The organism is Micromonospora noduli (assembly GCF_003264365.1).
In the GTDB taxonomy this organism is placed as follows: Bacteria; Actinomycetota; Actinomycetes; order Mycobacteriales; family Micromonosporaceae; genus Micromonospora; species Micromonospora noduli.
Genome location: NZ_PYAK01000023.1, coordinates 50,673 through 73,917, shown reverse-complemented (window position 1 = coordinate 73,917; position 23,245 = coordinate 50,673). Strand labels below are relative to the sequence as shown.

Genomic DNA, 23,245 nt, shown 5'->3' with positions numbered 1-23,245 from the left:
GGCTCACCGCGTCGCGAGGTGGTGGGTGGTGCCGTCGGCGACGGCGCGAAGCTTGTCGGGGTTGGCGACGTTGTGGATGGCGGTGATGCGACCGCCGGCGTCGATGTCGAAGGAGACGGTGGCGACCACCCGACCCGCACCGCTGAACACCAGACCCGGGCCCCCGTTGATCTCGACCAGAGCGGCGCGCATGTCGTGCGGCGCGACGCCCTGGTAGGTGACGGTGCCGATGGCCGCGAACCACGCGGCGACCGTTCCCGCGCCCCTGATGGGACGCAGGGCCTGGCGGACCTTACCGCCACCGTCGGTCCACAACGTGACGTCCGGCGACAGCAGCTCCAGCAGGGTGTTGATGTCGCCACCGGTCGCGGCGGCGAGGAATCGCTCGGTGACCCCGCGCTGCTGCGACCGGTCCGCCGTGAAACGTTGCCGCTGGCCCCGAACGTGCTCGCGAGCCCGGTGGGCGATCTGGCGGACCGCCGCCTCGGAGCGCTCCACCGCCGCCGCGATCTCCGCGTGGCTGAAGTCGAAGACCTCCCGCAGGACGAACACGGCGCGTTCGAGCGGGCTGAGCGTCTCCAGCACCACCAGCATCGCCATCGACACCGACTCGGCGTCGGTGACGGTGTCGGCGGCGTCCCCTTCGGTCAGGACGGGTTCGGGCAACCACGGCCCCGGATAGGTCTCGCGGTGGTGCCGGGCCGAGCGCAGACGCTGCAACGCGAGGTTCGACACGATGCGGGCGAGGTACGCCTTCGGGTCGGCGACCTGGGAGCGGTCCGCCGAGGACCAGCTGATCCAGGCGTCCTGCACCGCGTCCTCGGCATCGGCCGCGCTGCCGAGGATCCGATAGGCCACCGAGAACAGCAGGTTGCGATGACTGTGGAACACCTGCTCGTCAGCGTCCGGCGGGTGCGTCACCGCGCGTCCCGCAGGCGGGTGAAACGGCCACCACGCGGCCAGAACGCACCGGAGGAGGGCAACCGCGACATGCGACGGTAGGTCGGCCAGGGCGAAGCGCTCACGGTCTCCTTGTACCAGACCGCCATCCGCCCGGTCAGACACCCGCGGCGAGGGCTGTCGTCCGGGCGGGTGAACTGCACGACCGCGTCGTTCCGACCCAGGCTCACCGGCGTGTGGTAATAACCGAACCGGAACGGCCTGGGTTGCCTGCCCCGCAGCGCGCGGGCGATCGACACCGCCGCGTGCACGCCGGTCGGCATCCCGCTCTGGCAGGTGCCGTGCAGCACCCCGTAACCCTGCCGGATCGCTGCCGCATCGCCGATCGCGTACACCTCGGGGTGCGACACCGACCGCAACGCGGAGTCGGTGACGACGCGACCGCGTTCGTCGACGGTCAACCCGGCGGCGGCGGCCAGCGGCGCCACCCGGGTACCACCCGTCCAGAGGACGATGTCGGCCGCCACGGTCTCCGCACCGGCCAGTTCGACAGCGTCGGGCCGGACCCTGGTGACCGCCGCTCCGGTGACCATCTGGACGCCGAGGCGGGTCAGCGCGCCCCGCAGGTACGCCCGGGCCTTCGGGTTCATGCTCGCTCCCGGGTCCTGCTGGCCCACCAGCGTGACACCGACCTCCGGGTGCCGTTCCGCGATCTCCGCGGCCGCCTCGATCCCGGTCAACCCGCTGCCGACCACGACGACAGTGCCGGCGCCGAGCCGTGCCAGCCGGTCCGCCAGCGTGGTCGCGCCACTCGGACCGTCCAGGCTGTACGCGTGCTCCTCGACGCCCGGGACCGCCGCCGTGTCCGTCACGCTGCCCAACGCGTAGACCAGGGTGTCGTAGCGCAGCACCCGGCTGTCGTCGACGCGGACGGTCTTCGCGTGGGCGTCCACCGCCGTCACCCAGCCGCGCACGAACTGCGCACCCGTTCCCGCCAGCAGCTCGCTGATGTCCAGGTCGGCGAGCCGCTGACCGGTCGCCGTCATGTGCAGCCGGAGACGCTCGGTGAACCGCTCCTGCGCGTTGACCACTGTCACCTGCACGTCGGCCCGCCTGGTCCGGGCCGCCAGTTGGGTCGCCGCGGCCATGCCCGCGTAGCCCGCGCCGAGGATCAGTACGCGGTGTGTGCCCGCCGGGACCTGTCGATGCGCTGTGCTCATTGTTCCGCCTCTCTGATCGGACTGACGACCACGAGATGCGTGCCGCTCGTCGGTTCGTGACATGGCAGCGATGTGACGCCCGCCACGGCCAGCGTCGGAGGGGCGCGTTCACTACCCTTGGCGCGATGAGCCGATCCGCCGCCGCTGGTCGGGCTCCGCTCTGGCGGGACCGGACCTTCGGCACGTACTGGGTCGCCCAGTCGCTCTCGGCGGCCGGCGACTCGTTCGCCTACCTGGCGGTGCCGCTGCTGGTGCTCCAGGCGACCGGGTCGGTGGCGCAGATGGGCCTGCTCACCGCCGTCGCGGGCGCGGCGTCCGTCGTCGCCGGGATCTTCGGTGGGGTGCTGGTCGACCGGTACGACCGCCGCACCTTGATGATCGTGGCGGACCTGACCCGGCTGGTGCTCTACGCCCTGGTGCCACTGGCGTGGCTCGCCGGCCCGCAGGTCTGGCTGCTCTTCGTCGTGCTGCCGATCTGCGAGGCGGCCGGCATGCTGTTCCAGGTCGCTGCGGTGACCGCGGTCCGCAACCTCGTCGACTCCGACCGGATCACCGAGGCCAACGGCCGGTTGCAGGCGACGTACGCGGCGGCGGCCGTGCTCGGGCCGCTGCTCGCCGGTGTGGTGGCGGCCCGCTTCGGCCCGGCCACCGCCATCGCCGTCAACGCGGCGAGCTTCGCGCTCTCGGCGGCCGGCCTGTGGCTGATCCGACTGCGCCCCGTCCGGGTGGACGAGGGGGTGGCCCGGCAACGTCCGCTGGCTGAGTTCCTGGCCGGGGCGCGGTTCCTGTGGCGACAGCCCGTGCTGCGCGCGCTGACCGTCCTGTTGTCGGTCTTCATCTTCCTCACCTACGGCTTCGTCGACGTGCTGATCTACCACGTCACGCACGACCTCGGCGGCTCGGAGGGCACTGTCGGCACGGTGCTCGGCTTGGCGGCGCTGGGCACTGTCGCCGGCGCGCTGCTGGTGGCGCCGCTGCGCCGCCGTCGCGGCTTCGGCCCCACCTGGATCGGCGCGCACGCGATCTGCGGTTTCGCCGTGGCGGGGGTCGGCCTCGCCACCACAGTGCCGGCGGTCACCACACTGACGGCGGTGTACCTGTGCTGTCTCAGCGTCGGCGGGATCTGTTCGATGTCCCTGCGCCAGGAGATCACCCCCGATCACCTGCTGGGCCGGGTCACGTCGGCGTTCTGGAGCACGCACTACGCCCTCGGTCCGGCCGGCGCTGTGGTGCTGACCTGGGCCGCCGGCCGCTACGGTGCTCCGGCGGTCACGCTCGCGGCCGGCGCCGGGTGCCTGCTGGTCGCGGTCGGCGGCCTCTTCACCCCGATCCGCCGTGCCGGAGCGGAGCCGGCCGTCGGGCAGCCCGGACTGCACCCGGCCCCGGCCGGCGGCACCGCTGGTTGAGATGGCGGCACCGTTGGTGGAGATGGCGGCACCGTTGGTTGAGATGGCGGCACCGTTGGTGGAGACGGCGGCACCGTTGGTGGAGACGCTATGGAGCTGATGTCGTAAACGATTCAGGCGGTGGGGCCGCTCCCGGCGGTGGGGAAGACCCGACGGCCCGGCCAGCGGCCGATTCGTTTGTGACATCAGCTCCAAAGGCGCCGACCACCACTGTGGCCTCCTGAGCGAGCGGAGCGGGCGCGGTCAGAACTCCTGGTACATCACGTGCAGGCCGACCCGGCCGAGGATGGGGTGACGGAACGCGCCCGGCACGGTGCCGACCACCTCGAAGCCCTCCCGCAGGTACAGCCGTATCGCCGAACTGTTGCTCTCCGCCACGGCGTTGAACTGCATGCCGGCGTACCCCTGCCGGCGGGCCCAGGTCAGGGCGTCACGGCACAGCGCGGTGCCCACGCCCCGCCCCCGCGCGTCGGCGGCGACCATGAAGCTGGCGGTGGACACGTGCGCGCCCGGCCCGGGCCGGTTGGCGCCCATCTTGGCGGTGCCGAGCACCCGCTCGCCGTCGACCGCCACGACGGTCCGCGCCGGCGCCGCCTCGACCCACATGCCGTACGACTGCTCGACGGTCATCGCCGGGTCGTAGGGGAACGTCTCCTGTGCCCGGATCACCTCCTCGATGATCGGCCACACCTGCGGCCAGTCCCGGTCGACGAACTCCCGAATCAGCACCCGGGGAGGTTAGGCCGGGGCAGGAGCATCGGACAATCCGTTATCCGCTGGTGCATCTGCGCGGCCCACCCGGTGCGAAGCATGGATCGTGACGAGACGTCACGGATCCGGTCGCTTCGACGAAAGGCCCGCTGATGAAGATCGCACGAATCGCCGCCCGGATGGCGGTGGGTGCCGTGGCCACCGCGCTGGCCACCACCGCGGTCGCCGTACCGGCCGCTCAGGCCACCAGCAAGCCCAAGCCGCTCGGCACAACGTCACTCGCCCAGGTGCTCACCCGGGACAGCAGCGGCTTCGATCGCAACTCGCGTGATTTCGACGTGCTGACGGCGGCCGTGCTGGCCGTGCTGGAGGCCAAGCCGAACTCTCCGGTCAAGGTGCTCACCGACGGCACCGTGGCGCTGACCGCGTTCATCCCCACCGACGCCGCCTTCCAGCAGTTGGTCCGCGAGATCACGCAGGCCCGGAAGCTGCCGAGTGAGAGCGCCGCCTTCACCGCCGTTGCCGGGCTGGGCATCGACACCGTCGAGTCGGTGCTGCTCTACCACGTGGTCCCGGGGGCCACCATCGACCGCAAGACGGCGGTCCGGGCCGACGGCACGGACCTGACCACCGCGCTCGGCTCGACCGTCGAGGTCGACGTGCGCACCTACCTGTACTTCTTCCGCCAGGTGCGGCTGGTCGACGCCGACACCGACGACCGTGACGCGCGGGTCGTCTCCTACGACGTCAACAAGGGCAACCGGCAGATCGCGCACGCCGTGGACCGGGTGCTGCGCCCGATCGACCTACCCTGACCGCGGGCGGGTGGCGTCCGACCACGCGCCGGATGCCACCCGCGCCGGGCGGTCAGCCCGAGGCGAGCGCAGCCAGTTCCTCGTCGAGCAGGGCCGCCAGCCGGGCCGACCGCCCGGGATGGCTGCGCGCTGTCATCCCGCGGCTGGGCATCTCCACAGTCATCAGCAGGTACAGGTGCAACCGGTAGAGACCGAGCCGGCGGCGTGCCGAAGCGTCCAGCACCAACGGTTCGACTGCGCTGGCCTGGTAACCGCGCAGCAGAGGGTGCTCCGGCTCGTCCTCGACGCGTCGGAAGAGCAGCGGTGAAACCAGGTCCAGCAGTGGGTCGCCGTAGAGGAACCGCTCGCCGTCCACCAGGCCGCGCAGCCGCAACCGGCCGTCCCCGTCGGGCGCCGCCAGCACGTTGCCGTCCCAGCAGTCGAAGTGCAGCAGCGCCGGCCGGCGCACCTCGTCGAGCACGTCGCCGTGCCGCCCCACCAGTGCGTGCAGGCGGTCCGGGGTCACCGGCAGCCGGACGTCCCAGTCGACCGCGTCGGCCAGGAGCGCGTCGAGCATCGCCGTGAACGCTGCCCGCCAGGTCGGCCCGCCGGCCCGTTCGTCGTCGTACCCGAACCTCTCACCGGTCACCCGGTGCAACGCGGCGAGAGCCACCCCGAGGTCGTGGCGCGCCGGGCCGTCCTCGACCACGACACCGGCCTCGGCCAGGTCGGCCAACGACCGGCCGGGCAGCAGCGTGGTGACCAACCACTCGCCGTACGCCGGGTCGGCGCCGCGCCAGAGCACCGGGGGGACGGGCACCTGCGGCGCCCGCTGCGCGACGAGCCGAAAGTACCGCTCCTCGGCAGCGCAGAGCCCGCGCTCGTAGCGCAGCAGCGGCGTTCCGGCCGGCGGCGCCAGCTTCAGCACCACCCGACGGTCGTCGTCGAGCAGCACCCACCAGACCGTCGCGTACCCTCCACCGGCCAGTGGACCGGCGTCCCGGACCCGGGTGTGTGGCCCGAACGACGCACCGACCAGGTACGCCACATCGGCGCGCGTGAGGGGCCGCTGGGTCGGGCTGACACCGGTCACGACGTGCTGTCACCTCGCCGTGCGCGTGGCGCGGAACCCGCTGTGGCGCGGGTGGACAGTGGGACGGGACCGGCGGTGTCGCGGCGGACCAGCTCGGCGGGGAGCACCTCGACCCGGGGCGTCGGGGCCCCGACGCCGAGCACCAGGGACATCGCCCGCACACCCATGTCGACCAGGGGCAGCCGCACGGTGGTCAACGCCGGGGTCACGTCCCGGGCGATCGGCATGTCGTCGAAACCCAGCACCGAGATCTGCTGCGGCACGGCCAACCCACGCGCGCGCAGGGTGGCGAGCGCGCCGATGGCCATCGAGTCGTTGAGCGCCACGATCGCGGTCAGCTCCGGGTCGGCGTCGAGCAGTCGGGCGGTGGCCTCGGCCCCGCCGTCGCGGTCGAACTCCGCGTACCGGATGCGCCGTTCGGGCAGCTCGCGGCCCTGCTCGGTGAGGGCCTGCCGGAGCCCGGCGAGCCGGTCGGTGGTGGTGGTCAGGATGCGCGGGCCGGCGACCACGCCGATCGCCCGGTGCCCCAGACCGCAGAGCTCCCGCCCGGCGAGGTAGCCGCCGGTCCGGTTGTCCGGCATCACCGCGTCGCCGGAGTGCTCGTGCCGCCCGATCACCGCCACCCGCCCGCCGGTGGCCTCGTACGCGGCGAGCTTCTCGTTGAGTTGCCGGGTGAACGCCTCGTCGTGGTAGCCCGAGCCGGCCAGGATCAGCGCGGCCACCTGGTGGCCGCGCAGCAGCTCCACGTACTCCAACTCGCGGTCCGGGTCCCGGTAGCTGTTGCAGATCATCAGCAGTCGGCCCTGGTCGGTGGCGACCCGTTGCAGCCCCCGGGTGATCTCGGCGAAGTACGGGTCGGAGACGTCGTGCACGATCACGCCGACCGCGCTGCGGTGCGAGCGGGCCAGCAGTTGGGCGTGCGCGTTCGGCACGTACTGCAACTCGGCGACGGCGGCGAGCACCCGTTCGCGCAGCTCGTCGGTGACCGGCTTGCTGCTGCCGTTGATGACGCGGGAGGCGGTGGCGGGCGAGACGCCCGCTCGGCGGGCCACATCGGACAGGGTCGCCATGGCCCGCCCCCTCGATCTGTTGACGGCGTTTCGTCGTGCCGGCTAGCGTCACCGTACCGCAGAGAAAGCCCTTTCCCGCAGGGAGGCCCGGCCGTGTCCGATCGCTTCGCGGTACTTCAACTTGACGACCTTCCCGTCCGGCACTGCTCGTGTGGGACCACCCGCCGGGGTTTCATCGCCGAGAGCGAGGGCCAGGCCAGCGTGCATCTGCTCCAGGTGCAGGACGCGGTGACCCACCACCACCGGATCGCCACCGAGTACTACGTCGTGCTCGCCGGTGAGGGCGAGATCGAGCTGGACGGTGTCCGTCACCCGGCCCGGCCGATGTCCGCGTTCCTGATCAAGCCGGGCTGCCGGCACCGGGCCATCGGCGATCTCACCGTGCTGCTGGTGTCTTTGCCGGCCGCCGACGACACCGACGAGTACTTCGATGCGTGATCGGCCGGCACCGCTGCCCGGTGGGGTCGGGGTGTCCCGGCTGCGCGTCTACGACACAGTGGCCCCGGACGGCCTGGTCGGGGGCACCCCGCACGTGCACCTGTGCTGCACCGAGGGGTACGTGGTGACCGACGGCGAGGGCGCGGTGCAGACCCTGACCACGGCTGGCTACCGGGAGACGCCGCTGCGCCCGGGGGTGGTGGTCTGGTTCGAGCCGGGCACCGTGCACCGCCTGGTCAACACCGGCGGGCTGAGCATCGTGGTGCTGATGCAGAACAGCGGCCTGCCCGAGGCCGGCGACGCGGTGCTGACCTTCCCACCCGAGGTGCTGGCCGACCCGGCCGCGTACGACGCGGCGGCGGCGTTGCCCGACGGGGGAGCGCCGGGTGCGGACGTGCACGCCGCGTACCGCCGTCGGGATCTGGCGGTGACCGGCTTCCAGGCCCTGCGGTCCGGCGGTCCGGCGGCGCTGGCCGCGTTCCACGCCGCCGCGGTCGCCCTGCGCCAGCCGCTGCTGACGCGGTGGCGGCAGCGGTGGGAGGCCGGCGCGGGCCGCGCCGCCGCCGACACCGCCGCGCAGCTCGACGCCCTGGAGTGGGGGGATCCCGGCCACCTGGGCGACGCCGGGGTGTACGCGGTGAACGAGCCGGTCGAGCGGGGCCGGTTGGGTATGTGCGGCCTCCTCGACACCTACCCGGCGGCCGGCTGACCGTCCCTTCGGGACAGGTGCCGGGCTGCTGCGAGGCATCGGCGGAAACAGATCGAGGAAAGGCCTTGCCCGGCGTGAGGGTGCCGCCTACGCTCCAGGAAAGCGTTTGCCTGATCCGCCGACGGCCCGGTCCATGGGTGCCGTACCGGGCCCCGAGGAGGTTCCGCGTGACCGAGAACTCTTTGGACACGGCGGGCCGGCAGGCCGCCGCCGACCAGGCCAGCGGTGCGAGAGCAGCCGCTGCCGGGCCTGGCAGTGTCGATGCGGCGGACGGCCTCGACGGCACGGCTTCGTCCACTGTGGCGAAACAGCCGCCCGGTGGCGGCCGTCCACCACGTCCCACGCTCGGTCGCCGGGCGCTGACCTTCGCCGACTCGCTCTGGCGTCCGGCGCTGGTGCTCGCGGTCTTCTTCGCCGCCTGGTGGTTCGTCGCAGCCCGCGAGTACGTCCCGAACTACCTGGTGCCCACCCCCGGCCAGGTGTGGGAGACGATGACCACGCAGTGGTCCGAGCTGGCCCGGCACACACTGGTCACCCTCTACGAGACGGTGCTCGGCTTCGTGCTGGCCGCCGCGTTGGGTCTGGTCACCGCGGTCGCCATCGCATACTCCCGCACCCTGGACAAGGCGCTCTACCCGATCGTCCTGTTCGCACAGGTCATTCCGAAGATCGCCATCGCGCCGCTGCTGGTGGTCTGGTTCGGCCTCGGCCTCACCCCGAAGATCATCCTGGCGGTGCTCATCGCGTTCTTCCCGGTGGTCATCTCCGGCGTGGCCGGGCTGCGCTCCACCGACCCGGAGCTGCTCGACCTCGCCGCCACGATGGGCGCCGGGCCGTGGCGCACCTTCCGCAAGATCCGCTTCCCGAACGCGTTGCCGCACCTGATGGCCGGCCTGAAGGTGGCCGTCACCCTCGCCGTGGTCGGTGCCGTGGTCGGTGAGTTCGTCGGCGCCAGCGAAGGGCTCGGCTACGTCCTGTTGCTGGCCAACGGCAACCTCGACTCCGCGCTGCTGTTCGCCGACCTGATCCTGATGTCGGCCATCGGCATCGTCCTGTTCGTCCTGGTCGAGATCGCCGAGGCACTGCTCATTCCGTGGCACGCCAGCCGCCGGGCCGGCGTGTCCCTCACCACCTCCTGACCGACCCCATCACGGAGGCACCGATGAAACGCACCGCCACCACCATCCTGGCCACCGCCGCCCTGCTCCTCGCCGCCACCGGCTGCGGTGGGGACGATCCCGCCGGCAGCACCAACGCCGACGGCAGCAAGCAGGTCACCCTCACCCTCAACTGGGTGCCCTACGGCGAGCACGCGCCCTTCTACTACGGCCTGCAGAAGGGTTACTACTCCGCCGAGGGCATCGACCTGAAGATCCTGCCCGGCAACGGCTCGGGCAACACCGTCAAGCAGGTCGCCCAGAAGCAGACCGACTTCGGCTGGGCGGACAGCCCGGTGCTGCTGAAGTCGGTCGCCAGCGGCATGCCGGTGCGCAGCCTCGGCGCGTACCTGGAGAAGGGACCCTCCTCGGTGGAGTTCTTCACCGAGGAGAACATCAAGACACCGGCCGACCTCAAGGGCAAGACCGTCGGCGGCACCCCCGGCGACGCCCTCTACGCGACCTTCCCGGCCTGGCTGGAGAAGAACGGCCTCAAGAAGGACGACGTCAAGGTGGTCAACGTCGACGCCGCCGGCAAGATCGCCGCCCTGGCCGAGGGCAAGGTCGACGCCATCATGGGCTTCTTCCACGACCAGGCGCCCACCATCGAGAGCAAGACCGGCAAGAAGGTCGACGTGCTGCTCTTCGCCGACTACGGGATGAACCTGCTCGGCACCGGCCTGATCGCCAACACCCAGACCCTGCAGAAGGACCCAGAGCTGGTCCGCAAGTTCGTTCGGGCCACCCAGAAGTCCTGGGCCGACGCCGCCCGGGACCCGGCCGGTGCGGTGAGCGCGATGACGGCTCTGGCCGAGAACGAGCCGGCGCCCGAGGTGCTCACCAAGCAGCTCACGCTCAACATGCCGCTGATCGGCGCGGACGGCCCGCCCGGGGTGAACACCGAGGCCCAGTGGACCGAGACCATCGACCTGATGTCCCGCTACGCCGAGCTGAAAAACCCGGGAGCGCCCAGCGCGTACTGGGACTCCTCGTACGCGGCGCAGGGGTGACCCGGTGACCGCCGCGCCGGCAGCCACCGGCACCGCCATCGGGATGTCCGGGCTGACCGTCCGGTTCACCACCCGACGGTCGCAGACCACCGCGTTGGACGACGTGTCGCTGGACATCGAGCCGGGCGAGTTCGTCACGATCGTCGGCCCGTCCGGCTGCGGCAAGTCCACCCTTCTGAAGATCGTCGCGGGGTTGGTCAAGCCGACCAGCGGTGACGTGTCGCTGCTGGAGCGCCCGGTGCGCGGCCCGCAGAAGGAGATCGGCTTCGTCTTTCAGAAGGCCGCGTTGCTGGAGTGGCGCGGTGCCCGAGCCAACATCCTGCTCCAGGCCGAGATGCGCGGCATGGACCGGGCGCAGGCGGCCCGCCGCGCCGACGAGCTGATCGAGATGACCGGCCTGACCGGCTTCGAGAAGGCTTTGCCACACGAGCTGTCCGGCGGCATGCAGCAGCGGGTGGCGCTCTGCCGCGCGCTGCTGCACTCCCCGCCGGTGCTGCTCATGGACGAACCGTTCGGCGCCCTGGACGCGCTGACCCGGGAGCAGATGAACGCCGAACTGCACCGGATCTGGCGGGAGACCGGGACCACTGTGGTGCTGGTCACCCACTCCATCGCCGAGGCGGTCTTCCTCGGCACCCGGGTCGTGGTGATGAGTCCCCGGCCCGGCCGGATCATCCGCACCTTTTCGGTCGAGCTACCGGCGCACCGCGACTACGCGCAGGTGATGTCGGATCCCCGCTTCGACCGGCTCGCCACCGACCTGCGTGGGTTGCTCGGCAGCGCGGCCGCCAACCACTGAGCGCGGATCGGCACGACCAGCACGACGGAAGGAACACCATGACCCGCAGGTCGATCGGCATCATCGTCAACGGCGTGACCGGACGGATGGGCTACCGGCAGCATCTCGTCCGGTCGCTGCTGGCCATCCGCGAATCCGGTGGTGTGGCGCTTGCCGACGGCACGACCATCTGGCCGGAACCGGTCCTGGTCGGGCGTAACGAGACGAAGCTCCGGGAGCTCGCCGAGCGGCACGGGCTGACCGACTGGACCACCGACCTGACCTCGGCGCTGGCCCGCGACGACGTCGAGATCTACTTCGACGCGCAGGTCACCCAGCAACGGGAGAAGGCGATCCGGCAGGCCATCGAGGCCGGCAAGCACATCTACACGGAGAAGCCGCTGGCCGAGGACACCGCGGCGGCCCTCGACCTGGCCCGGGCGGCGGACGCGGCCGGCGTACGCACCGGTGTCGTGCAGGACAAGCTCTTCCTGCCCGGTCTGCGCAAGCTCAAGCGCCTCATCGACGGTGGCTTCTTCGGCCGGATCCTCTCGGTGCGCGGCGAGTTCGGGTACTGGGTCTTCGAGGGCGACTGGCAGCCCGCTCAGCGGCCGTCGTGGAACTACCGCACCGAGGACGGCGGCGGCATCGTGGTCGACATGTTCCCGCACTGGCACTACGTGCTGGAGGAGCTGTTCGGCCGGGTCACTGCCGTCTCCTGTGTGACAGCCACCCACGTGCCCGAACGGGTCGACGAGGCCGGTCACCCGTATGCCGCCACCGCCGACGACGCCGCGTACGCCACCTTCGAACTCGACAGCGGGGTGATCGCGCAGATCAACTCCTCCTGGGCCGTGCGGGTGTACCGCGACGAGCTGGTGGAGTTCCAGGTCGACGGCACGGAGGGCAGCGCGATCGCCGGTCTGCGCAACTGCCGGGTGCAGCACCGGGCGGTCACCCCGAAGCCGGTGTGGAACCCGGACCTGCCGGCCACCGAGGACTTCCGCGCCCAGTGGGCCGAGGTGCCCGACAACGAGGAGTTCGACAACGGCTTCAAGGTGCAGTGGGAGGCGTACCTGCGGCACGTGGTGGCCGGTGAGCCGTTCCGGTGGGACTTCCTGGCCGGCGCGCGCGGCGTGCAGCTCGCCGAACTGGGGCTGCGCTCGGCCCGCGAGGGCGGTCGCATCGAGGTGCCGGAGCTGCGCTCATGACCGCCGAGGTGGTGCTGCCGGGCGGGCGACGGCATCGGCTCACCGGGGGTGGCGGCTTCGCCCGACCGGACGCGCCGGCGACCAGCCGGATCGCGTACGCCGCCGCGCACGTGGTCGCCGACCCGGGCGCGGAGAACGTGCCGGGTGCCCCGGCCGCAGTGGACTGGGATACCACCCTCGCCTTCCGGCGGCATCTCTGGTCGTACGGGCTGGGGGTCGCCGAGGCGATGGACACCGCCCAGCGGGGGATGGGGCTCGACTATCCGGCCACCCGTGAGCTGATCCGGCGCAGCGCCGCCGAGGCCCGCGCGGTCGACGGGCGGATCGTCGCCGGGGTCGGCACCGACCAGCTGCCGGTCGGCCCGGCCACCCTGGCGGCGGTCACCGCCGCGTACGCCGAGCAGCTCGACGACGTCCGCGCCGCCGGTGCCCGGCCGGTGCTGATGTGCAGCCGGCACCTGGCCGCCGCCGCGCGCGGCCCTGAGGACTACCTGCGGGTGTACGACGAGCTGCTGAGCGCCGCCGACGAACCGGTGGTGCTGCACTGGTTGGGTCCGATGTTCGACCCGGCGTTGACCGGCTACTGGGGTGCTGTGGACCTGGACCTGGCCGCCGACACGGTGATCGAGCTGATCAAGGCGCACCTGTCCAAAGTGGACGGCATCAAGGTGTCGCTGTTGGACGCCGACCGGGAGGTCGCGTTGCGTCGCCGCCTGCCGGCCGGGGTACGCCTCTACACCGGTGACGACTTCCACTACCCAGAGCTGATCCGCGGTGACGAGGTGGGTCACTCCGACGCGCTGCTCGGGGTGTTCGCGGCCATCGCGCCGGCCGCCGCCGCCGCGCTGGCCGCCCTGGACCGGGGGGACCTGACGGCGTACGACGAGATCTTCGGGCCCACAGTGCCGCTGGCCCGGCACCTGTTCGCGGTGCCGACCTGGCACTACAAGACGGGGATCGTGTTCCTGGCCTGGTTGGCCGGGCACCAGGACCATTTCACGATGGTCGCCGGCGCGCAGTCCGGCCGGTCTCCGGCGCACCTGGCCACGCTGCTCACCCTGGCCGATGCGGCCGGGCTGCTGCCCGACGCCGACCTGGCCGCAGCCCGCGCCCGGGCCTTCTTCACCGTCGCGGGGGTGGAGCAGTGAGCCTCGCGCGGTTCTCGTTCAACCAGGCGACCGCCCAGCGCTGGCCGCTGCCCGAGGTGGTGGCCGGTTGCGTGGCGGCCGGTGTGCCGGGCATCGGCCTGTGGCGGGAGCCGGTGGCCGAGTACGGGTTGGCCCGCTCGGCGAAACTGGTTCGCGACGCCGGCCTCGCCGTCACGTCGCTGTGCCGGGGCGGGTTCTTCTCCGCCGACGGCTGGCGCGCCGAGAACCTGCGGGCCATCGAGGAGGCCGCCGCCCTCGGCGCCCCGGAGCTGGTGCTGGTCTCCGGTGGGCTGCCGGCCGGCAGCCGGGACGTCGACGGCGCGCGACGTCGGGTCGCCGACGCCATCGGCGAGCTGGCCCCGCACGCCGAGGCCGCCGGGGTACGGCTGGCCATCGAGCCGCTGCACCCGATGTTCGCCGCCGACCGGTGCGTGATCGCCACCCTCGGCCAGGCGCTGGACATCGCCGAGCGGTTCGACCCGGCGGTGGTCGGCGTGGTCGTGGACGCCTACCACGTCTGGTGGGACGACACGGTGTACGCGCAGATCGCGCGGGCCGCCGCCCGGATCGCCGCGTTCCAGGTCTGCGACTGGGTGACCCCGCTGCCGGAGGGGGTGCTGCTCGGCCGGGCGTTGCCCGGTGACGGCTGCATCGAGCTGCGTCGGCTGCGCGAGGCGGTGGACGCGGCCGGCTACGTCGGGCCGATCGAGGTGGAGGTCTTCTCCGCCGAGGTGTGGGCGCGTCCGGGCGCGGAGGTGCTCGACGCGGCGATCGCCGGCTACCTGCGCCACGTTGCCTGACGTCCCCGAACGGCGGTGGCCGGCGGCGGTCGGCGCCTGGTTGGGGATCGGCACCGCACCCGCCACGCTGGTGCTCGGCGCGGCGATGGCCGCCCGACACGGCGGCGCGGTGCCGGTGGCCGGGCTGCTGGTCGGCGGGGTGCTGATGGCGGCCCTGCTCTGGGGGCAGGGCCGGATCGGGCTGCGCCGACCGCTCGGCGACGGCGGGACGTTGACCGCGGTGCTGCCCGCGTACCTGGGGGACACCTCGCGGCTGCTGCTGGCGGCGGTGCTGGCCGTGTCGATGGTCGGTTGGAACGGGTTCAACGTCGGGCTCGGCGGCGCCTCGCTGGCCGCGCTGACCCACCTGCCGGGCTGGGCCGGGCCGGTGCTGCTGGAGGTGGCGGTCCTCGCCGTGTCCTGGGCGCCGGCCCGGCTCGGCAACCGGGTCGCGGTGGTCACCACGCTCAGCGCGGTGGTGCTGGTCGGCTGGTGCCTGACGGCGCTTCCACCACCCGGTGCGCCGGTCCGCCTCGCCGGCGGCGGGCTCGCCGACGCCGCCGCGCTGATCGGGTACGCGGCCGTGTTCGCGCTGCGCGCACCGGACTTCAGCGTGGGCCTTTCCCGAAGGCGGGACCTGGCCTGGTGCGTGGGGCTGCTGATCGGGCCGGCACTGCTCGGGGTGCTCGCCGGGGCCGGCCTGTGGTTGCGGACCGGCTCGGCCGACGTCGTCGCGCTGCTCGCCGCCGGCTCGGGGCTGGCCGCGTACGCGAATCTGTTCGTCGCGGTGGCGGTGTTCGCGGCGGCGCTGACCACCACGTACTCCGGTTCCCTGGCGCTGCGTGGCCTGGCTCCCCGCCTGCCGGCGCGGGCGGCGATGCTGCTCGTCGCGGTGCTCGGCGGGATGCTGGCGGTGGCGCGGTTCGACCGGCTGGTGCTGCCCTGGCTGACCCTGCTGGCCGCCGCGTTGCCGGTGCTGGTGGTGCCGATGGCCGTGGAAGCGGCGGCCCGTCGGCGCGGTCGTGTCCCGCGTACCGTGCCCGCCTGGTGCTGGATGCCGCCGGCGCTGCTCGCGGTGGCCTGCACGCTCGCCGGAGTGGGTGTCGCCCCGCTGCTCGGGCTGGCCCTGGCCGCGGCGTGCACTGTGCTCTGGCGGCGCCTCGGCGACGCGACCTGGACGAGTAAGTCCTGACCTGGCTGACGCGCGGGCGGCGATGACCGTCGGTCGCGTCCGTCGGGGCGGATGCGGTATTGAGCGGTATACCTCAGAGGTATGAATATGACTCTGAGGTATGGGGCTCAACAGCACATCGACATGCCGGGGCCAGCCAACGCGCATGCTGGAGGTCGTAGGCGATCAGGACAGCCGTAAGCCCCAGAGTGAGGCTTACTCGTCTAGGCGCTCCGGTTGGTGGCCACCCAGTCCCGGGAGACGGTGAACTTCTCGACCGGGTCGCCGAGGACCGACCACGGCCACTCGGTGACCATCCCGTCGAGCAACGCGAACACGTGCGCGGCCGCGTCGAACTCCTCGGCCAGTTCGAAGGTCAGCGCGAAGATCGCCAGCCGTGGCGCCCAGCCGGGACCGGCGGGAATGTAATCCGGGTGGAAGATCGAGTTTTCGGCGGCGGTGAGAAGCTCGGCGCGGACCTCGTCCGAGTTGAAGTACGCGTTGCCCTCTTCTACGTCGGTGGCCTCCCACCTCTCGAAGTGGGCAACGGCCACCAGTTCGTGCAGGAGGCTGTTGGGCCCGGCCGCCGCGGCGGCGCTCCGTGCGAAGTCGAACATCTCCTCGTGGCTGCCGGACCACTTCTTACACAGATACTGCAACCGCTGCTCGTGCGCGACCACGTGCCCCGGGTGGAGTCGCGTCACCGCCTCGAAGCGCTGTTGAGCCTCCGCCGCTCCGATGCCCAGGCCCCGGGCGCTGGTGACCAGCCAGGCTCGTGCGGTGACGTTGTCGGGTTCCTGGGCGAGCACCTTCTCCAACAACGCTTCGGCGTACTGCAACCGCTCGTGGAACGCCTTGAACTGGGCAGCGGCGGTGTACTTGGCCCGCTTGCCGCCACGTGCCTCCCACGCCCAGTGCACCGCGTGACAACCGGCGACCAGCACGGGCAGCGTCGACTCGGGCTCGGCGTCGATCCAGTCGCCGATCCAGTCCTGGATCCCGTCGACCCCGCCGACCGCCTCCATGAGGAAGGCCATCTCGTCCGGATCGGCGGCCATGGTGAGCAGTTCCCGGGCGAACTTCCACCTGCGCTTCTCCAACGCCCGGATCAGGGCCTTCCGGTGCGGGTCACCATAGGTCGGGTCCAGTACCGGGGCCTTTGACCGCTTGATGAATGACCACATGCCACCGAACCCCCATGTCGTACGCCAGGTGGCCGCTGATACTAGATGATCACGCGGCCTGCGGCTGACCGATGCGCTCAGCGGTGGCGGAGCCGACTCGTGGGGCTGGGCCGCATCGCCGAGGCGTTGTGATCTTATACGCACCAGTGATCCGTAACACCGCGCAAATCTTCGATTAACCGTCGTGGACTTGGGTGGGGGAGCGCTCCCAGTGCGGGTCGCGATCAATGAGAAACGCTCCACAAGGGAGCAACCGAAAGGAGCCTCGTGGCTACAGGCACGAGCGGAAACAGGCTGCGAAGACTGGCGATACCTACGCTGGTCGTCGCCCTGATCACCGGTACCACCGGTGTAGCGGGAACGGCGTCGGCGGCACCCGCCGGGTCGTCGGGCAACGGCAGTGGCACCGGCTACTTCACCGCCGGGTCCGACCGGAAGGTCACCCTGACCGACGGGGCCGACCGCCGACCCGGCGGCAACCGTGCGGCCACCCCGAAGGCAGCCGTCGACGAGACCGGCTCCGGCATGTACGTCGTCGAGTTGGCCGAGGACCCGTTGACCACGTACACCGGTGGGGTGTCCGGTCTGGCGCGGACCCGCCCGGCGGCGGGTAACCGGCTGGACGTGACGTCGACGCCGTCGCAGGCGTACCGCCGGCACCTCGACACGCAGCGGGGGGCCGTCGCCGCCGCGGCCGGGGTCACTGTCAACGCCGTCTACACCGCCGCCTTCAACGGGTTCTCGGCGAAGTTGACCGCCCAGCAGGTGAGCACGTTGCGGGCGGACAAGCGCGTCCGCGCCGTGACCGCCTCGCGGGCCCTCGGCACCCCCTCGGCGCCGCCCGCCGCGACCACGCCGACCGAGGCCAACCCGACGCCCGCCACCCCCGGTGGCGCGGACCAGTCGGCGCCGACGGACCGCTCCGGCCGGCCGGCCAAGCCCGGCCCCGGCACGGGCGCGGGCATGGTGATCGGCGTCCTGGACACCGGCATCTGGCCGGAGAGCGCGTCGTTCGCCAAGAAGATGCCCGCCCCCGCGACCTGGCACGGCACTTGCCAGACCGGCGTCGCCTTCGTGGCCGAGCACTGCAACGGCAAAATCGTCGGTGCCCGCTACTTCGCCGACTCGTGGCTCGCCGGCGGTGGTTCGGTGCCCGAGGGCGAGTTCCTGTCCCCCCGCGACGCGGCCGGGCACGGCACCCACACCGCCTCCACGGCGGCCGGCCTGCCGATCTCGAACGTCACGATCGACGGTCGCCGCTTCGGTCCCGTCTCCGGGGTGGCACCGGACGCCCAGATCGCCGTCTACAAGGTGCTCTGGGGCGGCATGGGCTACGACGCCGACATCATCGCCGGCATCGACGCGGCCGTCGCCGACGGCGTGCAGGTGCTGAACTTCTCGATCGGCTCGCAGCTCGGCGACTGGGAGGCCAACACCCCCATCGGCATCGCCTTCCTCAACGCCACCCTGGCCGGGATCTTCGTGGCGGCCTCGGCGGGAAACACCGGCATCGTGAGCGGGGCCATCAGCAACGCGGCACCCTGGGTGACCACTGTCGGCGCGGCGGTGACCAAGCTCGACGAGGCCACCGCGAAGTTGGGCGACGGCACGAAGCTGGTCGGCGGCTCGCTGGACGCCCTGCCCGGCGGTGACGCACGGCCGCTGGTCTTCGGTGAACAGGCCGGCTCCCCGGATCTGGGCGCGGTCTACTGCGAACCCGGCAGCCTCGACCCTGCCAAGATCAAGGGCAAGGTGGTCGCCTGCGCGCTGTCCGACATGTTCGGCTCCGCCGCCGAGATCAAGGCCAAGGGCGGGGCGGCGATGGTGGTGTTCGACCCGGTCGGCAACTACCGGATCAACTCCATCTTCAACTTCCCGGTGGTCTACCTGCCGACCGAGAAGCAGGCCGGCACGCTGTTCAACTACCTGATGCGCCACCCCACCGACGCGACCGTGTCGTTGCGCACCGGCGGTGACGGCTCCAGCGTCCCGGGCATACCGAGCGTGGCGGACTTCTCCTCCACCGGCCCGGACAAGGTGACCTACGGCGTCTTCAAGCCGGACCTGGTCGCCCCGGGGTCGGACATCATCGCCGCGGTCTCACCGGCGGGCAACTTCGGGCGACAGTACGACGCATACTCCGGCACCTCGATGGCCTCGCCGTACGTTGCCGGCGCGGCAGCAGTCCTGCGCGCCACGCATCCGGACTGGTCGCCGGGCAGAGTCGCCTCGGCGTTGCGGACCACCGCCACCGACACCGTTGGCACCAGCAACCCCCTGGACCAGGGCAGCGGCTTCATCAATCTGCCCCGGGCCACCGACCCGGGACTGGTCATCGAGCCCACGGCGGCGGAGCTGACCAAGTTCAGCGAGACGGCCGCGCCCGACGGCAAGGAACTCAACCTGCCGGCCATCTCGTTGCGCGAGTACGACGGGACCCGCCCGGTGACCCTCACCCGCACCCTGACCAATGTGGGCAAGGCGCGGGAGACCTACCGTTCGTCGGTGTCCGGTCTGCCCGGCATGAAGGCCACCGTGTCGCCGGCGTCGGTGACCCTGGCGCCCGGCAAGTCGGCGACTGTCACCATCACGCTGCGTCGGGGCAGCGCGCCCTGGGACCGGTACGTGACCGGGTCAATCACCTGGCAGGGTAAGGCCCACAGCGCCCGGATCCCGGTCGCCGCCCGTCCGTGGGGCATCTCGGCCCGGCCGTACGCGGACGACGGCGAGGAGTTCGCCCGGATGGCCAACGGCGCCTTCGGCATGGTCCAGCCGGGCTTCACCGGCCCGCTCGTCGGTCGCAGCACCGGCTACACCCCGATGCGGCGCACGTCGTACTCGATGCCGGCCGGCGTCTACGGGGGCGTGTTCGACCCGAGCGCCACCGGAGTGAAGAAGGTCGACTTCACGGTGCCGGCGAACACCGCCGGCATCGTCGTCGAGGCCAACACCGCCGACCCGAACACGAACCTTGATCTCTACCTGTACAAGGGCGACAAGCTCATCTACAGCAGTGACAGGTTCTGGACCAGTGCCGAGCAGGCGTACAAGTTCCTGCCCGAGCCGGGGCGCTACACCGCGTACGTGTTCGCACAGTACCCCGGTGGTCCCGTCGTCGACTTCGAGCTGGGCCACGCCATCATCGGCCGTAACGCCACGTATTCCGGTGCCACCCTCACGCTGCCCTCCACCTCGGAGCGCGGTCAGGGCTTCAACTTCACGCTGAAGCCGAACAAGCCGCTGGCCGAGGGTGACTTCTGGGCGTACACCGAGTACAGCACCAACGGCACTGTGGTCCCCGGCAACCTCGTCTACACCCAACAGAGTTCCTGGCAGTAACCGTTCAACCGAGCGTGGGGCGGCGCCGACGTGCACCGCCCCACGCCCGGCACCACCGACCAGGCGGTGACGTACGCCAACGGCCGGCACGGCCGCGGACGACGCAGGCTTTATCGCCGTGCCCGCTCTCGTCGCCCAGCCTGATACCTTCTGACCCGACTTGAGTAACGCTCCTATTCGCCCCAGTCGAGTTGATGACCGGGTACGCCGACCGTCCGGCCGTACTCCACGGCGGCGTCTCTTCCCGCGCGATCACCTTTGGTATAGCGGAAGACCCGACCGGGGAAAACGACGACGTGATCATCCCCTACCTCGAAGTCCGCGTACCAACCTTGATCGCTGACCAAGGATTCAGCCAGCGCCGCTGCTACCTCGTCGGGCGCCTCGAAGTCCAGAAAAGTCCAGACACTCGGCTGGTCAGCCGACGTTGAAATTGATACGTCGTGCCTGCCGACTCGGACGACGCGTAGCGAAGGTACGCGCACGTCGACGCCAACGCGCAGGCTCTCGGTCAGTAGTCGTCCACGTAACATCAACCGACCTTCTCATAGCGACGACTTCACGAGAACAGCTCTCATGCCGCTGGTCGAGCGGCGCCGAAGCTGTCAAGTGATCAAGGAAGCTTCGAGGTCGCTGCGGGTGAGGGCGGCGCGAAGCTGTAGTGCCTCGGCCGCGAGATTCTCACGACCGCCCTGCTCTCGGTCGATGGCGCAGACCACTGTCTCCACCTGCGCGCCGATGGACCGTAGCTGCGCGCACGATGCCAGTAGTGCGCCTCCCGTGGTGACGACGTCCTCGATCAGCACGACACGCCGCCCGTTCACCGGACCGCCCTCGGCAGCCTTGTTGGTGCCGTACTCCTTGGCGTGCTTCCGCACGAAGACTGTGGGCAGCCCCGTCAGCTGTGACATCACAGTGGCGAGAGGGATACCGCCCATCTCCATCCCCGCCAGCACATCGCACTCCGGCAGCTTGGCCACCATCGCTTCGGCGACCTCGCGCAACAGATCCGGCTGCCCTTCGAACAGGTACTTGTCGAAGTATTCCTCGCTGATCTGCCCTGACCGTAGACGGAAACGTCCGGTGAGATGGCAGGTGTCGTAGACGCGGCGCGCGAGCGGGTAGGTCATCTACTCAGCCTGGCATCTCGCCTGGATCAAGCAATCGTGCCCGTAGCCGGAGGTTCGGATCATGACGGCCGTGGTCCCGCCTTCAGGAAAGCGGGTACGCGGTGAGGTGGTCGGCGAGTTGCTTCGGGTGGCTGAGCGCCACCGCGTGGCCGCCGTCAATTTCGTCCGGGACGACGCCGAGCCGGTCGGCGGCAATCCGGCGCTGGAAGTCCGCCGGGAAGAACCGGTCCTCGCGTGCGAGGAGCACCGTCGTCGGCACGTCCGGCCAGGCCTCCAGGGGCCACGGCTCGTCCCCTTCCGCACTGACCTGGTCCCGGGTGTGTGCCGCTGCCTCCGCGACGACCTCGGTCGGGACACCGTTGTAGAACTGCTGCTCCTCACTGAGCCCCTCGGCGCTGCGGTAACCGGTGTTGGCCCACCAGTCACCGGGCCTCTCACCGGGCTTGGGGATCATCGGTGTCAGCAGGACGAGCAGCCGCACCGGCAGCTTGTCGGCAATGAGCGGCGCGGTGAACGCACCGTACGAGTGCCCGACGACCACGAGGTCTCTCCGGTCACCGATCGCCTCGACGACCGTCTGGCAGAACTCGGCGAACCCCGCGGATCTTTTCTCGATCGGCAGTTCTGGTACCACCACGTCGTGGCCGCGGCTGGTCAGCTCGGGGACAAGGAGGTGCCAGTCCCAGGCGCTGCCCCCACCGCCGTGGATCAGAACGAAAGTCGCCATGCCCCGAAGCCTCACACACAGGTACGACACGCGCCTCTGTCGATGACGACGATGCTCTGGATGCAGACGACGAGAGCGCTTCGGGCCAGTCAAACCGACGTTGAGGTCAGTAGGGTGCCGTCGATGGGGTACCGGCCACCCCTGAGGTAGTCCTCGGCGTGGCTTAGGTGACACCTACCGATTGCGAAGGAAGCCCGGCATGAGCAGCCCACGCGAAACTTTCCTCCGGCTGGTGAACGGTGTTTGCGACGGTCCGTACGAAGACTTGGCCGACCTGTACGCCGAACAAACCCATGTCACGCATCCGTTCCACCCGCTCAACCCGCCGCCGCTGCGTAGCCGTAACGAACTGCACGAGCACTTCACCGCGCAGCCTCCGGTCGCCCGGACGCTGAGCCGTAAGCCAGTCGACGTGACGATTCATGAGACTGGGGACCCGGAGGTGATTGTCGCCGAGTTTGCCTATCAGGGGCGGGTGGTCGAGACAGGTGAGGCGTTTACGGTGCCATGCGTCTTCGTGATGCGTATCCGCAATGGGCTCATCATCGAGTCCCGAGATTACATCGACCCCATCGCCAGCGCGCGGGCTTGGGGTCAACTCGACAGCCTCCTGACCGCGCTCCGTCCGCAAGAGAGCACCACCATCGAGGGGGCATACCGACCCTGAGCAGGTGCGCCTACCGCTGCCGATCTGGATGACACGGCCCCATTCCTTGGCCCGCATCGCGGGGGCTAGATGTCGGATCAGGCGGACCGAGCTGAGCACGTTGAGGTTGTACATGTCGGCCCACGCGTCGGCGTTCAGGTCGGACCACCCTGATTCGGGATCGTAGGCGCCGGCGTTGTTGACCAGGATGTCCACCTCACCGGCCTGGGTAGCCACGGCCTCGGCGCCGACATCAGTGGTGAGGTCTGCGACCACGGCCTGACCGCGTACCTTCTGGGCGGTCTGCTCCGTTCGGGTCTGGTCCCGGCCGTGAACGACCACGGCAACGCCTTCGGCGGCCAGGACCGCCGCGATCTCCGCGCCGAGGCCGCTGCTCGCACCCGTCACCAGAGCGCGCTTACCGGCAAGCTGCAAATCCATTGTCTTCCCCCGTCGCTTCCGAAACGGTCGGGCCAGTGCTCGCCGCCGTATCGGACTGTGACTCGCAGATAATGGACCCGCTAGTCCAGAATCGGTACCGCCGATCCATCCAGCCGGAGGACCTCGCGTGTCGGCACCTCAGGGCCGAGCCTCGTCGAACGGTGGGACGCCTCGCGGCGATAT

General features: G+C 70.9%; 22 protein-coding genes and 1 pseudogene. 14 read left to right on the top strand and 9 right to left on the bottom strand.

All coding sequences use genetic code 11. The annotated features are described in order from the left end of the window. Nucleotides 1-3: 3 nt before the first annotated feature. Nucleotides 4-921 (bottom strand): RNA polymerase sigma-70 factor, encoded by a 918-nt coding sequence (locus tag GUI43_RS18745; RefSeq protein ID WP_211326724.1) that lies wholly within the window; start codon nt 919-921, stop codon nt 4-6. Next, nucleotides 918-2,120 carry an NAD(P)/FAD-dependent oxidoreductase gene (locus GUI43_RS18740; RefSeq protein ID WP_112699384.1) on the bottom strand — a complete coding sequence of 401 codons (1,203 nt, stop codon included), beginning with the start codon at nt 2,118-2,120 and terminating at the stop codon, nt 918-920. Before GUI43_RS18740 ends, GUI43_RS18745 begins: the two co-directional genes overlap by 4 nt. 125 nt (nt 2,121-2,245) lie before the next feature. Here GUI43_RS18740 and GUI43_RS18735 point away from each other — a divergent pair, with 125 nt between their 5' ends. After that, nucleotides 2,246-3,526 (top strand): MFS transporter, encoded by a 1,281-nt coding sequence (locus tag GUI43_RS18735; RefSeq protein ID WP_112699383.1) that lies wholly within the window; start codon nt 2,246-2,248, stop codon nt 3,524-3,526. A 243-nt stretch (nt 3,527-3,769) separates the two neighbouring features. Here GUI43_RS18735 and GUI43_RS18725 read toward each other — a convergent pair whose 3' ends face one another. Continuing rightward, a complete protein-coding gene (locus tag GUI43_RS18725; RefSeq protein ID WP_112699382.1) occupies nt 3,770-4,255 on the bottom strand; it encodes a GNAT family N-acetyltransferase in 486 nt (161 codons plus the stop codon). A gap of 134 nt (nt 4,256-4,389) precedes the next feature. Here GUI43_RS18725 and GUI43_RS18720 point away from each other — a divergent pair, with 134 nt between their 5' ends. Further along, a complete protein-coding gene (locus GUI43_RS18720; RefSeq protein ID WP_112602446.1) occupies nt 4,390-5,052 on the top strand; it encodes a fasciclin domain-containing protein in 663 nt (220 codons plus the stop codon). Between the two features lie 52 nt (nt 5,053-5,104). Here the strand turns inward: GUI43_RS18720 and GUI43_RS18715 are convergent, their stop codons facing one another. Beyond that, the gene (locus tag GUI43_RS18715) at nt 5,105-6,124 is read right to left on the bottom strand and encodes a phosphotransferase family protein (RefSeq protein WP_112699381.1); all 1,020 of its coding nucleotides are present in this window, start codon (nt 6,122-6,124) and stop codon (nt 5,105-5,107) included. After that, the gene (locus GUI43_RS18710; RefSeq protein WP_112699380.1) at nt 6,121-7,194 is read right to left on the bottom strand and encodes a LacI family DNA-binding transcriptional regulator; all 1,074 of its coding nucleotides are present in this window, start codon (nt 7,192-7,194) and stop codon (nt 6,121-6,123) included. Before GUI43_RS18710 ends, GUI43_RS18715 begins: the two co-directional genes overlap by 4 nt. 93 nt (nt 7,195-7,287) lie before the next feature. On the opposite strand from GUI43_RS18710, the gene GUI43_RS18705 reads away from it, so the two are divergent. The 9 genes from GUI43_RS18705 to GUI43_RS18665 all read left to right on the top strand — a co-directional run bounded on the left by GUI43_RS18705 (nt 7,288) and on the right by GUI43_RS18665 (nt 15,616). After that, nucleotides 7,288-7,632, top strand: coding sequence for a cupin domain-containing protein (locus GUI43_RS18705; RefSeq protein WP_112602449.1), 345 nt, complete (start codon nt 7,288-7,290; stop codon nt 7,630-7,632). After that, nucleotides 7,625-8,341 carry a cupin domain-containing protein gene (locus GUI43_RS18700; protein ID WP_112602450.1) on the top strand — a complete coding sequence of 239 codons (717 nt, stop codon included), beginning with the start codon at nt 7,625-7,627 and terminating at the stop codon, nt 8,339-8,341. The genes GUI43_RS18705 and GUI43_RS18700 overlap by 8 nt, the downstream gene beginning before the upstream one ends. A 167-nt stretch (nt 8,342-8,508) precedes the next feature. Next, nucleotides 8,509-9,480 carry an ABC transporter permease gene (locus GUI43_RS18695; protein WP_211326723.1) on the top strand — a complete coding sequence of 324 codons (972 nt, stop codon included), beginning with the start codon at nt 8,509-8,511 and terminating at the stop codon, nt 9,478-9,480. Between the two features lie 23 nt (nt 9,481-9,503). After that, nucleotides 9,504-10,508 (top strand): ABC transporter substrate-binding protein, encoded by a 1,005-nt coding sequence (locus tag GUI43_RS18690; RefSeq protein ID WP_112699405.1) that lies wholly within the window; start codon nt 9,504-9,506, stop codon nt 10,506-10,508. Nucleotides 10,509-10,551: 43 nt separating this feature from the next. Next, nucleotides 10,552-11,307 (top strand): ABC transporter ATP-binding protein, encoded by a 756-nt coding sequence (locus GUI43_RS18685; protein ID WP_373861114.1) that lies wholly within the window; start codon nt 10,552-10,554, stop codon nt 11,305-11,307. Between the two features lie 38 nt (nt 11,308-11,345). Then, entirely contained in the window at nt 11,346-12,497 is a 1,152-nt protein-coding gene (locus tag GUI43_RS18680; RefSeq protein ID WP_112699379.1) for a Gfo/Idh/MocA family protein, read from the top strand. Beyond that, entirely contained in the window at nt 12,494-13,645 is a 1,152-nt protein-coding gene (locus tag GUI43_RS18675; protein ID WP_112699378.1) for a dihydrodipicolinate synthase family protein, read from the top strand. The genes GUI43_RS18680 and GUI43_RS18675 overlap by 4 nt, the downstream gene beginning before the upstream one ends. Then, the gene (locus GUI43_RS18670) at nt 13,642-14,445 is read left to right on the top strand and encodes a sugar phosphate isomerase/epimerase family protein (RefSeq protein ID WP_112699377.1); all 804 of its coding nucleotides are present in this window, start codon (nt 13,642-13,644) and stop codon (nt 14,443-14,445) included. Before GUI43_RS18675 ends, GUI43_RS18670 begins: the two co-directional genes overlap by 4 nt. Beyond that, a complete protein-coding gene (locus GUI43_RS18665; protein WP_112699376.1) occupies nt 14,438-15,616 on the top strand; it encodes a purine-cytosine permease family protein in 1,179 nt (392 codons plus the stop codon). The genes GUI43_RS18670 and GUI43_RS18665 overlap by 8 nt, the downstream gene beginning before the upstream one ends. Before the next feature lie 203 nt (nt 15,617-15,819). On the opposite strand, the gene GUI43_RS18660 is transcribed toward GUI43_RS18665, so the two are convergent. After that, nucleotides 15,820-16,779 carry a DUF4034 domain-containing protein gene (locus GUI43_RS18660; protein ID WP_112590025.1) on the bottom strand — a complete coding sequence of 320 codons (960 nt, stop codon included), beginning with the start codon at nt 16,777-16,779 and terminating at the stop codon, nt 15,820-15,822. A gap of 267 nt (nt 16,780-17,046) precedes the next feature. Between GUI43_RS18660 and GUI43_RS34945 the strand changes: the two genes are divergently transcribed. Both GUI43_RS34945 and GUI43_RS33915 read left to right on the top strand, forming a co-directional pair. Further along, the gene (locus tag GUI43_RS34945; protein WP_112699375.1) at nt 17,047-20,118 is read left to right on the top strand and encodes a S8 family serine peptidase; all 3,072 of its coding nucleotides are present in this window, start codon (nt 17,047-17,049) and stop codon (nt 20,116-20,118) included. A 194-nt stretch (nt 20,119-20,312) separates the two neighbouring features. Continuing rightward, nucleotides 20,313-20,549, top strand: coding sequence for a hypothetical protein (locus GUI43_RS33915; RefSeq protein WP_170158753.1), 237 nt, complete (start codon nt 20,313-20,315; stop codon nt 20,547-20,549). Between the two features lie 174 nt (nt 20,550-20,723). Here the strand turns inward: GUI43_RS33915 and pyrE are convergent, their stop codons facing one another. Beyond that, nucleotides 20,724-21,248 carry an orotate phosphoribosyltransferase gene (pyrE, locus tag GUI43_RS18645; protein WP_112699373.1) on the bottom strand — a complete coding sequence of 175 codons (525 nt, stop codon included), beginning with the start codon at nt 21,246-21,248 and terminating at the stop codon, nt 20,724-20,726. Nucleotides 21,249-21,330: 82 nt separating this feature from the next. Then, the gene (locus GUI43_RS18640) at nt 21,331-21,975 is read right to left on the bottom strand and encodes an alpha/beta fold hydrolase (protein ID WP_112699372.1); all 645 of its coding nucleotides are present in this window, start codon (nt 21,973-21,975) and stop codon (nt 21,331-21,333) included. A 199-nt stretch (nt 21,976-22,174) separates the two neighbouring features. Between GUI43_RS18640 and GUI43_RS18635 the strand changes: the two genes are divergently transcribed. Beyond that, nucleotides 22,175-22,642 (top strand): nuclear transport factor 2 family protein, encoded by a 468-nt coding sequence (locus GUI43_RS18635; protein WP_112699404.1) that lies wholly within the window; start codon nt 22,175-22,177, stop codon nt 22,640-22,642. Nucleotides 22,643-22,666: 24 nt separating this feature from the next. Here GUI43_RS18635 and GUI43_RS18630 read toward each other — a convergent pair. Beyond that, nucleotides 22,667-23,062: pseudogene (locus GUI43_RS18630) on the bottom strand (SDR family NAD(P)-dependent oxidoreductase); the annotation flags it as partial. Nucleotides 23,063-23,245 lie beyond the last annotated feature (183 nt).

Bases quoted from the DNA above. Each gene is read 5' to 3' on its own strand.
- GUI43_RS18660 (WP_112590025.1), bottom strand. From the start codon at position 16,779: ATGTGGTCATTCATCAAGCGGTCAAAGGCCCCGGTACTGGACCCGACC.
- GUI43_RS18735 (WP_112699383.1), top strand. From the start codon at position 2,246: ATGAGCCGATCCGCCGCCGCTGGTCGGGCTCCGCTCTGGCGGGACCGG.
- GUI43_RS18640 (WP_112699372.1), bottom strand. From the start codon at position 21,975: ATGGCGACTTTCGTTCTGATCCACGGCGGTGGGGGCAGCGCCTGGGAC.
- GUI43_RS33915 (WP_170158753.1), top strand. From the start codon at position 20,313: ATGACCGGGTACGCCGACCGTCCGGCCGTACTCCACGGCGGCGTCTCT.
- GUI43_RS18680 (WP_112699379.1), top strand. From the start codon at position 11,346: ATGACCCGCAGGTCGATCGGCATCATCGTCAACGGCGTGACCGGACGG.
- GUI43_RS18675 (WP_112699378.1), top strand. From the start codon at position 12,494: ATGACCGCCGAGGTGGTGCTGCCGGGCGGGCGACGGCATCGGCTCACC.
- pyrE (WP_112699373.1), bottom strand. From the start codon at position 21,248: ATGACCTACCCGCTCGCGCGCCGCGTCTACGACACCTGCCATCTCACC.
- GUI43_RS18685 (WP_373861114.1), top strand. From the start codon at position 10,552: ATGTCCGGGCTGACCGTCCGGTTCACCACCCGACGGTCGCAGACCACC.
- GUI43_RS18690 (WP_112699405.1), top strand. From the start codon at position 9,504: ATGAAACGCACCGCCACCACCATCCTGGCCACCGCCGCCCTGCTCCTC.
- GUI43_RS18710 (WP_112699380.1), bottom strand. From the start codon at position 7,194: ATGGCGACCCTGTCCGATGTGGCCCGCCGAGCGGGCGTCTCGCCCGCC.
- GUI43_RS18720 (WP_112602446.1), top strand. From the start codon at position 4,390: ATGAAGATCGCACGAATCGCCGCCCGGATGGCGGTGGGTGCCGTGGCC.
- GUI43_RS18740 (WP_112699384.1), bottom strand. From the start codon at position 2,120: ATGAGCACAGCGCATCGACAGGTCCCGGCGGGCACACACCGCGTACTG.
- GUI43_RS18635 (WP_112699404.1), top strand. From the start codon at position 22,175: ATGAGCAGCCCACGCGAAACTTTCCTCCGGCTGGTGAACGGTGTTTGC.
- GUI43_RS18700 (WP_112602450.1), top strand. From the start codon at position 7,625: ATGCGTGATCGGCCGGCACCGCTGCCCGGTGGGGTCGGGGTGTCCCGG.